Genomic DNA, 11,862 nt, shown 5'->3' on the forward strand with positions numbered 1-11,862 from the left:
GGCTGACCGATTTCCAGGCGCAGCGCGCCCCAAGGTGAACAGAACATGAGCAAAGCCAACCTCTACCAACAGCGTCCCGAAGACGGCATCCAGGCCGAGTCGCCCCTGCACCACGCCGAGCTGGACAAGCTCGCCGCGCGCAAGGTGGCCAACGCCGGCGTGACCCTGCGCGAGAAGAAATTCCTCGGCCACCTGACCCTGCGTGGCGACGCCCACGACCCGGCCTTCGCCGGCGGTGTGCACAAGGCCCTGGGCCTGGAGCTGCCGGTGGCCCTGGGCCTGGTGGCCAAGGGCGACACCTCGCTGCAGTGGCTCGGCCCGGACGAGTGGCTGCTGATCGTCCCCGGCGGCGAGGAGTTCGCCGTCGAGCAGCGCCTGCGCGAAGCGCTGGGCGAAGAGCTGCACTACTCGGTGATCAACGTCAGCGGCGGGCAGACCCTGCTGGAACTCGAAGGCGCCAAGGTCCGCGAAGTGCTGATGAAGTCCACCGGCTACGACGTGCACCCGAGCAACTTCCCGGTGGGCAAGGCTATCGGCACGAACTTCGCCAAGTCCCAGCTGGTGATCCGCCATACCGGCGAGCACACCTGGGAGCTGGTGGTGCGCCGCAGCTTCTCCGACTACTTCTGGCTGTGGCTGCAGGACTCCTGCGCCGAGTACGGCCTGCAGGTAGCGGCGTAAGAAATGCTCTTCCCCCTCTCCCTCCGGGAGAGGGCCGGGGTGAGGGAAGCCCCACTCCAACCTCTCCAGCGAGAGGAAAACTTCGGAGCCTGACCATGAGCCGCACCCCCGAAACCTGGATCCTCACCGCCGACAGCCCGAGCCTGCTGGGCACGGTGGACGTGGTCACGCGCTACCTGTTCGAACAGAGCTGCTACGTCACCGAGCACCACTCCTTCGACGACCGCCTGGCGCAGCGCTTCTTCATCCGCATCGAATTCCGCGCCGGCGACGGCTTCGACGAAGCGGCCTTCCGCGCCGGCCTCGCCGACCGCGTCTCGCCCTTCCAGATGAACGTCGAACTGACCCCGCCGGGCTACCGCAGCAAGGTGGTGATCATGGTCTCCAAGGCCGACCACTGCCTGAACGACCTGCTCTACCGCCAGCGCATCGGTCAACTGCCGATGGACGTGGTGGCGGTGGTCTCCAACCACCCGGACCTGGAACCATTGGCGCGCTGGCATGGCATCCCCTACCACCACTTCGCCCTCGACCCCAACGACAAGGGCGCGCAGGAGGCGAAGGTCTGGCGGGTGATCGAGGAGTCCGGCGCCGAGCTGGTGATCCTCGCCCGCTACATGCAGGTGCTGTCCCCCGAACTGTGCCGCCGCCTGGACGGTTGGGCGATCAACATCCACCACTCGCTGCTACCCGGTTTCAAGGGCGCCAAGCCCTATCACCAGGCCTACCAGAAGGGTGTGAAGCTGGTCGGCGCCACCGCCCACTACATCAACAACGACCTCGACGAGGGCCCGATCATCGCCCAGGGCGTCGAGCCCGTGGACCACTCCCACTACCCCGAGGACCTGATCGCCAAGGGCCGCGACGTGGAGTGCCTGACCCTGGCGAAAGCCGTGGGCTACCACATCGAGAAACGCGTCTTCCTGAACGCCAACCGGACGGTGGTGCTGTAAGAGCCGCCTTCGTAGGGCGCATAACGCCGCAGGCGTTATCCGCCATGACACCCGGACGGCGGATGGATGGAGCTCATCCGCCCTACGCTTCCACCGGGACTGTGGTGCTCGCGGTAAAGCGCCCTCTCCCCAGCCCTGGCTACGCGCCCCGCTCCGAAGGGAGAGGGGGCAAGAGCAGTGCGGAGTCGCCGGATGACACGGCGCTCCCGCCACACACGGATATCCCCTCTCCCGCTTGCGGGAGAGGGTTAGGGAGAGGGGCTCTTGAAGCCCGCTCCCAAGCACGAGCAACACCGACAGACCGCCGGCTGCCAATTCCCCGGCCCTGTCGCGCAACACACGACATCCCAGTGCAGAACCGCGAGCCGCAAGGCCCGCCTTTGTACCCACAAACACAATGAGGAATGCGTATGTCTGGCAATCGTGGTGTGGTTTATCTCGGCCCGGGCAAGGTCGAAGTTCAGAACATCCCCTATCCGAAGATGCAGGACCCGCAGGGCAAGCAGATCGACCACGGGGTGATTCTCCGCGTCGTTTCCACCAACATCTGCGGCTCCGACCAGCACATGGTCCGTGGCCGTACCACAGCGCCCGAAGGCCTGGTGCTGGGCCACGAGATCACCGGCGAGGTGGTGGAGATCGGTCGTGGCGTGGAAACCATGAAGATCGGCGACCTGGTCTCGGTGCCGTTCAACGTCGCCTGCGGCCACTGCCGCACCTGCAAGGAGCAGCACACCGGCGTCTGCCTGACGGTCAACCCGTCCCGCGCCGGCGGCGCCTACGGCTACGTCGACATGGGCGGCTGGGTCGGTGGCCAGGCCGAGTACGTGATGGTTCCCTACGCCGACTTCAACCTGCTGCGCCTGCCTAACCGCGACGCGGCGATGGAGAAGATCCGCGACCTGACCTGCCTCTCCGACATCCTCCCCACCGGCTACCACGGTGCGGTGACGGCCGGCGTCGGTCCGGGCAGCACCGTCTACATCGCCGGTGCCGGTCCGGTGGGCCTTGCCGCCGCTGCTTCGGCCCGCCTGCTGGGCGCCGCCGTGGTGATCGTCGGTGACGTCAACCCGACCCGTCTGGCCCACGCCAAGGCACAGGGCTTCGAGATCGCCGACCTGTCCAAGGACACTCCGCTGCACGAGCAGATCGCCGATCTGCTGGGCGAGCCGGAAGTGGACTGTGCGGTCGACGCGGTGGGCTTCGAGGCCCGTGGCCATGGGCATTCGGGCTCGCAGCACGAGGCTCCGGCCACCGTGCTGAACTCGCTGATGGGTGTGGTGCGGGTGGCCGGCAAAATCGGCATTCCGGGCCTCTACGTCACCGAAGACCCGGGCGCGGTGGACGCGGCCGCCAAGCAGGGCTCGCTGAGCATCCGCTTCGGTCTGGGCTGGGCCAAGTCGCACAGCTTCCACACCGGCCAGACCCCGGTGATGAAGTACAACCGCCAGCTGATGCAGGCGATCATGTGGGACCGCATCAAGATCGCCGACGTCGTCGGGGTGGAAGTCATCACCCTGGACCAGGCGCCGAAAGGCTACGGCGAGTTCGATGCCGGCGTGCCGAAGAAATTCGTCATCGACCCGCACAGCCTGTTCAGCGCTGCCTGACAGCGCAGCTTAACCCCCGGCCGCGACTCCACTTCCGCGGCCGTCTCTCCAGGGGAGCCGCAAGGCTCCCTTTTTTTCTGCCCGATTTCTGTCCCTGGCACACCCTGTAGGAGCGCGCCATGCCCGCGATCGCGCGCATGGCGCGCTCCTACACCGATGTTCCAGGTAACGCTGTTCGCTCCACGCCATCCTACAAATACGCTCAGGGCCTGGGCGCGGGACAGTTGAAGTCGCCTTCCTGGCAGTCGGACAGCACCTGCAGTTCCTTGATGCGGTTGTCGGTCATGGCTTTCAGGCAATTGTTGTAGGCCATCGGGTAGCCCGAGCCGCCCTTGGCGCCGGCCGTCTCGAACTGGCAGCTGAGGTCCCGGTAATTCAGCCAGGCCCTCTGCGCGGCGGTCAGGGCCTTCTTCTGCCCGGCATCCAGGCGCTGGCGATACTGCCCGTAGAGGTCGTTGAGACGCTTGTCGCTGGCCTTGTAGGCAGCGCCGGTGCAGGCATTGATCTCGCCCTGGGTCTGGGCGTCGGCACAGTCGTCAGCGAGGGCCGCAGCGCTGAGGACCAGCAGCGGCAAGGAGAGCAGCAGAGCTTTCATGGGCGGATCGTCCTGATGTTCGATCCGCCCACTCTAGCAGTGTCAGCCGAGCAGCTTCGCCGCCATCCGCTCCAGCGCCTGGCGCTGGAAGGCGCGGAAGTCCGCGTCGGGCTGCTGGCCTTCCAGCATCGGCAGGAAGGGATCGACCACCTCGGTGCGCACGCCGGCCATTTCCTCGATCACCGCGTGGCCGCAGAACGGCACGTAGGCTTCCGCGTAGCCGCCTTCGTGCACCACCACCAGGCGACCGTTGCACAGGCGTTCGGCTGCGTCGCGCACGGCGGCGGTCATGAAGCGGAAGGTCTCGCTGTGGGCGAGCATGCGCGCCAGCGGGTCCACGCCGTTGGCGTCGAAGCCGCTGGCAACCACGATCAGCTCCGGCTGGAAGCGTTCCAGCGCCGGCACGATGATGGTTTCCATGGCCACACGGTAGGCGTCGTCACCGCTGCCCGGATAGAGCGGCACGTTGAGGTTGTAGCCCTTGCCCGCACCCTCGCCGATGTCGCCCACCGCACCGGTGCCGGTGGGGTAGCAGTCGGCCTGGTGGATCGACAGGGTCAGCACGTCATCGCGGCCGTAGAAGATCGCCTCGGTGCCGTTGCCGTGGTGCACGTCCCAGTCGAGCACCGCCACGCGCTTGATGCCGTGGCGTGCCTTGGCCGTCTCCACCGCCACGGCGATGTTCGCCAGGTAGCAGAAGCCCATGCCGCGATCCGGCAGGCAGTGGTGGCCCGGCGGACGGGACAGCGCGTAGGCGTTGTCCAGCTCGCCGCGCAGCACCGCATCCACAGCGGCGATGGTCAGGCCGGCGGACTGCCGGGCGATGTCGTAGGTGCCATGGCTGACCATGGTCTCTTCGCCCATGTCGCCGTGGCCGACTTCGCTGTAGGCCTTGAAGCGCTCCAGATAACTGGCCGGGTGCACCCGCAGCAGGTCTTCCTCGCTGGCCAGCGGCGCACTGGACAGGTGCAGCTGGCTGCTCAGGCCGGAGACATCCATCAGGCTTTTCAGCCGGCGCTTGCTCTCCGGCGACTCGGCGTGGCCGCCGCCCACCGGCGGCTGCAACCAGCCACCGACGGGAAGGATCAGCGCATGCAGCCCGGTCGCGTGCCAGAAGCAGCGCTCGTCGAAGAAGAACCCGGTGCGGCGGCTCATGCGCGAGCCGCCTTCAGGGCACGCTGGCGCTTGCGGCTGAACAGCCAGTAGACCGGCGAGACCACACCCAGGCCGACCACCCAGGAGATGTCCGCGCCGTTCATGGCCTGCGCGGCGGCGCCGGTGTAGAGCGCGGTGGACATGAACGGAACCTGCACCAGGATGCCGAGGATGTAGCAGTTCACCGCGGTCCAGTTGAAGGTGCCATAGATGCCGCCGTCACGACGGAAGAACGACAGCACGTCGTACTCGCCATGGGCGATCAGGTAGTAGTCGACCAGGTTAATCGCACTCCAGGGCACCAGCACGTAGAGCAGCAGCAGGATGAAGTTGGTGTAGTTGGCCATGAAGTTGTCCTGGCCGAGCAGGGCGATGGTCAGCGAACCGCCGAACAGCGCCAGGGCGATCACCGCGCGCCAGCCGGCCTTGGCCGACCAGGCGGGAATCAGCGTCTGGCCGACGGTGATGGCCGAGAGCGTGCCGCAGTACAGGTTCATCGAGTTGGTGGCGGCGATGCCGATGGAGAACACCGCGACCATGATGGCGCTGAAGCCGCCGGTCATCTCGATCAGGCCGGCGATGACGTCGCCTTCGCCCACCGACAGGCCGACCAGCACGCCCAGCAGCATCGGCAGGATCGAGCCCAGGCAGCAGCCCCAGTAGCTCGACCAGAACGCGGTGCGCGAACCGGTACCCTGCGGCATGTAGCGCGAGTAGTCGGATACGTAGGGCGCATACGCCAATTGCCACAGCGCGGCGATGGACAGCGCGCCGAGGAAGCCGGGGATGTTGTTCTCGTTGCGCTGCAGCAGGTCCGCCGGCAGGCCGTGGACGAACACCAGCCAGACGAAGCTGACCAGCAGCACCGCGCCGGACAGCCAGGACATCACGCGGGTGTAGCCGTGGATCAGGCGGTAGCCGAACACCGTGGCGATCACGCTGATCGCGCCCACCAGCAGGATGCCGGTGTTGGTGCCGATCACCTCGAAGCGCGCGTGCAGCGCCTGGCCCCCGAGGACCAGGTTGGACGCGAAGAAGCCCAGGTACATGATCACCACCAGGGCGACCACCAGCAGCGAGCCGAAGGAGCCGAACTGGCCGCGGGTCTGCACCATCTGCGGTACGCCCAGCTGCGGGCCCTGGGCCGAGTGCAGGGCCATGAACACGCCACCCACCAGGTTGCCGAGTACCAGCGCCAGCACGGCGGCAAAGAACGGCAGCTTGAACACGGTGACCGCCAGGGCGCCGGTGACCACGGTCAGCAGCATGATGTTGCTGCCGAACCAGATGGTGAAGAGGTCGCGGGCGCGGCCGTGTCGTTCGTGTGCGGCGATGGGCTGGATGGTGCTCAGCTCCAGAGTCGTCGCCTGGTTTTGCGTCGTTGTCATTGTGTTTCTCACGCGTCGTTGGCAAGGCAGGCCCGGCGCGAACGCCGGGCTTGGATCAGGAAAGGATCAGCGGGCGGCCCAGGCGTTGAAGCGCTGCTCGAGCTCTTCGCCGTGGTCGACCCAGAAGGCCGCGTCGACCGAGCGGGCGCCTTCGAGGTTGGCCGGCGCGGTGGGCAGCGCGTCGCGCACGTCCGCCGGCAACAGGTCCAGCGTGCCCTTGTGTACCGGGCCATAGGGGATGTTCTCGGAGAAGGTCTTCTGGGTTTGCGGCTGGCTGGCGAAGGCGATGAACTTCTCGGCCAGCGCCTTGTTCGGCGTGCCTTTCACCACGGCCCAGTATTCCGGGTCATAGAGGCTGCCCGGCCAGACGATGCCCAGCTTCACGCCTTCCTTCTGCGCGGCGGCGATGCGGCCGTTGTAGGCGGCACTCATCACCACGTCACCGGCGGCCAGCCACTGCGGCGGTTGTGCGCCGGCTTCCCACCACTGGATGTTGCCCTTGAGCTGGTCGAGCTTGGCGAAGGCGCGATCGACGCCTTCCTTGGTGCCGAGCACCTTGTAGAGATCTTCCTGTTTCACGCCGTCGGCCAGCAGGGCGATCTCCAGGGTGTACTTGGCCCCCTTGCGCAAGCCGCGCTTGCCCGGGTACTCGGCGGTGTTCCAGAAGTCGGCCCAGGATTGCGGGGCCTTGGCGACCTTGGCGCCGTTGTAGGCCATGACCATGGACCAGACGTAGGTGGCCACGCCGCACTCGCTGAGGGTACCGGGGACGAAGCTCTTCTCGTCGCCGATGGCCGCCGGGTCGATGCGCTCGAACAGGCCTTCCTCGCAGCCGCGCAGCAGCTCGGGGCTCTCCACCTCGACCACGTCCCAGGTGACCTTGCCGACATCGACCATGGCCTTCACCTTGGCCATCTCGCCGTTGTACTCGCCGGCGACGATCTTGCCGGCGCCGCTGGCCTCGAAGGGCTTGAAGTAGGCCTGCTCCTGGGCCGCCTTGGTGGCGCCGCCGAAGGAGATGACGGTGATGCTTTGGGGCTGTGCATTAACGCTGCCGACAGCGGCAGCAAGGGCACAGGTGATGGAGATGCGCGTGAGCAAGGACACTTTCATGGAACGACTCCCACAGCCGGATTGGCGTTGTTGTGTTGCTGGGCAGTACTCCCGGCCAGAAGCCGGACAAAAGGGTTCCATCGCGCGGGCGTCTTTGCGCTCGCGGCGTTGTTATCAGGTATTCGTCGAGCCGTAGGGCGCATAACCCGGAACGGGTTATCCGCCGCTCAATCCACGGCGGATAACGCTGGCGCGTTATGCGCCCTACCGATGGCTCCGGCGCCTTACAGCACGCCGATTTCCTGGGCTGTGCGATCCACCGCGCGGCGGGTCTTGTCGACCAGCTCGTCGATCTCGGCACGGCCGGCGACCAGCGCCGGGGCCATGATCATGCGGCCGAGGGTGGAACGGATGATCACGCCCTCCTCGAAGCCGATGGTGCGGCAGCGCCAGGCGATGTCGTTTTCATTGTCGAAGCGCTTGCGGGTGGCCTTGTCTTGGACGAACTGCAGCGCAGCGACGAAGCCGGTGCCCTGGATGTCGCCCACCAGCGGGTGGTTGCCGAAGACTTCACGCAGGCACTGCTGCAGGTACGGGCCAGTGTCGTTCTTCACCGCATTCACCCAGCCCTCGTCGCGCAGCGCGCGCAGGTTGGCCACCGCCACCGCTGCCGCCACCGGGTGGCCGGAGTAGGTCAGGCCGTGGGCGAACACGCCGCCCTCTTCCACCAGTGCCTGTGCAATGCGCTTGCTCAGCACCAGGCCGCCCATGGGGATGTAGCCGCTGGTCAGGCCCTTGGCGATGGACAGGGTGTCGGGCTGGAAGCCGAAGTGCTGGTGGGCGAACCACTCGCCGGTACGACCGAAGCCGCCGATCACTTCGTCCGCGCACAGCAGCACGTCGTACTGACGGCAGATGCGCTGGATTTCCGGCCAGTAGCTTTCCGGCGGGAAGATCATGCCGCCGGCGCCCTGGAACGGCTCGGCGATGAAGCCGGCGACGTTGTCGGCGCCCAGTTCGAGGATCTTCTCTTCCAGCTGCAGCGCGCAGCGACGGCCGAATTCGGCCGGGGTCAGGTCACCGCCGGCGGCGAAGAAGTAGGGTTCGTCGATGTGCGCGATGTCCGGGATCAGGCCGCCCATCTCGTGCATGAACTTCATGCCGCCCAGCGCGGTGGCCGCCAGGGTGGAGCCGTGGTAGCCGTTCCAGCGGCCGATCATGATCTTCTTCTGCGGCTTGCCTTCGATCTGCCAGAAGCGGCGCACGGTGCGGATCAGCACCTCGTTGGCCTCGGAGCCGGAGTTGGTGTAGATCGCGTGGCTGTAGTGGTCGGGCAGCAGGCTGAAGAGGGTCTCGGAAAGCTCGATCACCGCCGGGTGGGTGGTGTGGAAGAACATGTTGTAGTACGGCAGCTCGTCCAGCTGGGCGGTGGCGGCGGCGGTCAGGTCCTTGCGGCCGTAGCCCAGGTTGGTGCACCACAGGCCGGACATGCCGTCGATGTACTTGTTGCCATCGTTGTCCCAGAGGTGCAGGCCTTCGCCACGCACCATCACGCGCGGGCCCTCGGCGTTCAGCGCCTTCTGGTCGAGGAAGGCATGGATGTGGTGGGCCGCGTCCGCTTTCTGGTATTCGCGGGTATCACGTGGCGCTCTCTTCGGGTCGGTCATCGACTTTCTCCTCTATCCCTCGGCGGTGCTCCGGCAGCCGGCCTGAGGGGTCTTCAGGGGATCGAGGGCGACGGACTTACCTAGGCAGTCTCACCGGCCGTCTCGAACGGTTCGGTTAGGAATTCGGGTGTTGCTCAGGTGCCGGGCGCGAACCCGACGGCCTGTCTTTCATTCAGTCGCGCAGCTGGAACCAGGTGGTCTTGAGCTGCGTGTACTTGTCGAAGGAATGCAGCGACAGGTCGCGGCCGAAGCCCGACTGCTTGCCGCCACCGAACGGAATCGCCGGGTCCAGCGCGTCCACGGTGTTCACCGACACGGTGCCGGCGTTCAGCTTGCGCGCCACGCGGTGGGCGCGGTGCAGGTCGTCGCTCCACAGGGAGGCGGCGAGGCCGTAGATGCTGTCGTTGGCCAGACGCACGGCTTCTTCTTCGCTGTCGAAGGGGATGACTGCAAGCACCGGGCCGAACACTTCGTCGCGGGCCAGGGACTGCTCCGGGCGCACGCCGGTGAAGATGGTCGGCTCGATGAAATTGTCCGAGCCATTGAAGCTCAGCTGGCGGCCACCGCAGGCGAGCTGCGCGCCGTCGCTCTGGGCGCGGTCGATGCACGCCATGATGCCAGCGGTCTGCTTGTTGTCGACGATGGAGCCGGCGCGGCTGGCCGGGTCCAGCGGGTCGCCCGGGGTCCAGTCGCGGGCCTTGGCGATCAGGCGCTCGACGAACTCGTCGTGGATCGAGCGCTCCACCAGCAGGCGCGAGTTGGCCGAGCAGACTTCGCCCTGGTTGAAGAAGATGCCGAAGGCGGCCTTCTCCGCGGCGAGGTCGAGGTCGCGGCAGTCGGCGAACACCAGGTTCGGGCTCTTGCCGCCGCATTCCAGCCAGACCTGCTTGAGGTTGGACTGCGCGGAATACTGCATGAAGTATTTGCCGACCTGGGTCGAGCCGGTGAACACCAGGGCGTCCACGTCCGGGTGCAGGCCCAGCGCCTTGCCGGCAGCTTCACCCAGGCCCGGCACGACGTTCAGCACACCTTCGGGGATGCCGGCTTCCAGCGCCAGCTCGGCCAGGCGCAGGGCGGAGAACGGCGACTGCTCGGCGGGCTTGAGCACCACGGAGTTGCCGGCGGCCAGCGCGGGCGCCAGCTTCCAGGCGGCCATGTCGAGGGGGAAGTTCCACGGCACCACGGCGCCGATCACGCCCAGCGGCGTGCGGGTGATGGTGGCCAGGGCGTTCTGCGCGGTCGGGGCGACCTGGTCGTAGAGCTTGTCGAGGCTTTCGGCGTACCAGGAGAACACGCCAGCGGCGCCGGGGACGTCGATGTTCCAGGCGTCCATCACCGGCTTGCCCATGTTCAGGGTGTCGAGCAGGGCCAGCTCGTCGCGGTGGGCCATCATCAGCTCGGCGAGCTTCTGCAGCACGGCCTTGCGCTCACGCGGCGCCATGCGCGCCCACGGGCCGGTCTCGAAGGCCTGGCGGGCAACGCGCACGGCGGCGTCGACTTCGGCTGCGCCACAGGCGGCGACATTGGCCAGCAGGCGATTGGTCGCCGGGTCGATGGCAGCGAAGGTCGCGCCATCCTGTGCAGTCACGCGGCGGCCGCCGATCAGCGCGCTGTCGATGAAAGTCTGCCGGGCAGCACGCTGCCGCCAATCGTTGAGCTCGTACACCAGGGCACTCCTGCTTCGCTCGCCCTCGAGGGACGTTGTTGTTCGAATGTGGATTGGATGGTCGCCCAAGGCCTTGCCAAGGAAAATTATTAAATTTGTCTTCGGGGTATATGAAAAAGCTGGGCAGCCACGCACCGGCCCGGAGCATTGTGCGCCATCACGGTGCGCGCCTGCGCACCGCTGCAGGGCCCGTAGTCAGCGGGTCAGTGCCTGGTAAAGCTCGGGGCGACGACACGGCAGGTAGGGGAAAGTCCCGGCCTGGCGGGCGAGCTGCTGCGGGTCCAGATCGACGATCAGCAGACTCTCCGCGGGCCCGGCGGCAGCCAGGCGTTCGCCATCCGGCGCGACGATGCAGGAGCCGCCGAGGAAGGCCAGCCCGTCTTCCACGCCGCAGTGGTTGCAGTAGGCGACGAACAGCTGGTTCTCCACCGCCCGTGCCGGGACTATCACCCCCGGCACCGCGCCGTATTCGGGCGTCAGTGCGGTGGGGATGAGGATCAGCCCGGCGCCGTTCAGCGCGTGGGTGCGCACCGCCTCGGGGTATTCCACGTCGAAGCAGATCAGCAGGCCGACGCGCCAGCCGGCGTAGTCGAACGGCGCTTCCAGCACATCGCCGGCGCTGAACACCTCACGCTCCATGGCACCGAACAGGTGCGCCTTGCGGTAATGGCCCAGCGCGCTGCCGGACGGGCCGATCACCTGCACCGAGTTGTACGGCTTGCCGCCCTGTGGATGGCGCTCGGCGTAACCGTAGGCGATGGCCAGCCCGAAGCGCTGCGCCAGCTCGCCGATGCGCTGGGCAGACGGGCCGTCCGCCGCCTCGGCCAGCTCGTTCATCCGCTGCGGTACGTTGTAGCCGCCCAGCCACAGCTCGGGGCAGAGCAGCAGTTGCGCGCCGGCAGCAGCTGCGGCACCGGCCTGGCGCTCCAGCTGGTCGAGGTTGCCGGCGACATCGCCGGGGAGGCCGCAGGTCTGCCAAAGGGACATGCGCATGAGCTTTACTCCAGGCTGCGTGTACGGGATTTGCAGGGCGCTTTCACGCACTGCGCTGGAGTATGCCCGCGCCCGGAGGGTCGCAGCAGGCGGCCAAGGCC

At 67.0% G+C, this 11,862-nt stretch carries 10 protein-coding genes; 3 read left to right on the forward strand and 7 right to left on the reverse strand.

Features of this window, described 5'->3' with window-relative positions; translation table 11 throughout:
• Positions 1 to 45 precede the first annotated feature (45 nt).
• The 3 genes from ABKS89_RS29860 to fdhA all read left to right on the forward strand — a co-directional run bounded on the left by ABKS89_RS29860 (position 46) and on the right by fdhA (position 3,244).
• Complete coding sequence (locus ABKS89_RS29860; RefSeq protein WP_138213627.1) at positions 46 to 681, forward strand: sarcosine oxidase subunit gamma; 636 nt, start codon at positions 46 to 48, stop codon at positions 679 to 681.
• Between the two features lie 95 nt (positions 682 to 776).
• The gene (locus tag ABKS89_RS29865; RefSeq protein WP_348590154.1) at positions 777 to 1,634 is read left to right on the forward strand and encodes a formyltetrahydrofolate deformylase; all 858 of its coding nucleotides are present in this window, start codon (positions 777 to 779) and stop codon (positions 1,632 to 1,634) included.
• Between the two features lie 410 nt (positions 1,635 to 2,044).
• Positions 2,045 to 3,244, forward strand: coding sequence for a formaldehyde dehydrogenase, glutathione-independent (gene fdhA / locus ABKS89_RS29870; protein ID WP_081519115.1), 1,200 nt, complete (start codon positions 2,045 to 2,047; stop codon positions 3,242 to 3,244).
• A gap of 202 nt (positions 3,245 to 3,446) precedes the next feature.
• Here fdhA and ABKS89_RS29875 read toward each other — a convergent pair whose 3' ends face one another.
• The 7 genes from ABKS89_RS29875 to ABKS89_RS29905 all read right to left on the reverse strand — a co-directional run bounded on the left by ABKS89_RS29875 (position 3,447) and on the right by ABKS89_RS29905 (position 11,761).
• The gene (locus ABKS89_RS29875; protein ID WP_138213625.1) at positions 3,447 to 3,839 is read right to left on the reverse strand and encodes a lysozyme inhibitor LprI family protein; all 393 of its coding nucleotides are present in this window, start codon (positions 3,837 to 3,839) and stop codon (positions 3,447 to 3,449) included.
• A gap of 42 nt (positions 3,840 to 3,881) precedes the next feature.
• Positions 3,882 to 4,994: a histone deacetylase-like amidohydrolase gene (locus ABKS89_RS29880; RefSeq protein WP_138213624.1), complete on the reverse strand. Its 1,113-nt coding sequence runs from the start codon at positions 4,992 to 4,994 to the stop codon at positions 3,882 to 3,884.
• Positions 4,991 to 6,382, reverse strand: a complete 1,392-nt coding sequence (locus ABKS89_RS29885) for a purine-cytosine permease family protein (protein WP_054909650.1) — start codon at positions 6,380 to 6,382, stop codon at positions 4,991 to 4,993. Before ABKS89_RS29885 ends, ABKS89_RS29880 begins: the two co-directional genes overlap by 4 nt.
• A 66-nt stretch (positions 6,383 to 6,448) precedes the next feature.
• The gene (locus tag ABKS89_RS29890) at positions 6,449 to 7,495 is read right to left on the reverse strand and encodes a gamma-aminobutyric acid-binding protein (RefSeq protein ID WP_138213623.1); all 1,047 of its coding nucleotides are present in this window, start codon (positions 7,493 to 7,495) and stop codon (positions 6,449 to 6,451) included.
• Positions 7,496 to 7,719: 224 nt separating this feature from the next.
• Positions 7,720 to 9,102 carry an aspartate aminotransferase family protein gene (locus ABKS89_RS29895; protein ID WP_138213622.1) on the reverse strand — a complete coding sequence of 461 codons (1,383 nt, stop codon included), beginning with the start codon at positions 9,100 to 9,102 and terminating at the stop codon, positions 7,720 to 7,722.
• Positions 9,103 to 9,274: 172 nt separating this feature from the next.
• Positions 9,275 to 10,768: an aldehyde dehydrogenase gene (locus ABKS89_RS29900; RefSeq protein WP_138213621.1), complete on the reverse strand. Its 1,494-nt coding sequence runs from the start codon at positions 10,766 to 10,768 to the stop codon at positions 9,275 to 9,277.
• A gap of 195 nt (positions 10,769 to 10,963) precedes the next feature.
• Positions 10,964 to 11,761 (reverse strand): carbon-nitrogen hydrolase family protein, encoded by a 798-nt coding sequence (locus ABKS89_RS29905; protein ID WP_348590152.1) that lies wholly within the window; start codon positions 11,759 to 11,761, stop codon positions 10,964 to 10,966.
• Positions 11,762 to 11,862: the final 101 nt, after the last annotated feature.

The sequence above is a fragment of the Pseudomonas sp. LABIM340 genome (assembly GCF_040017195.2).
In the GTDB taxonomy this organism is placed as follows: domain Bacteria; phylum Pseudomonadota; class Gammaproteobacteria; order Pseudomonadales; family Pseudomonadaceae; genus Pseudomonas.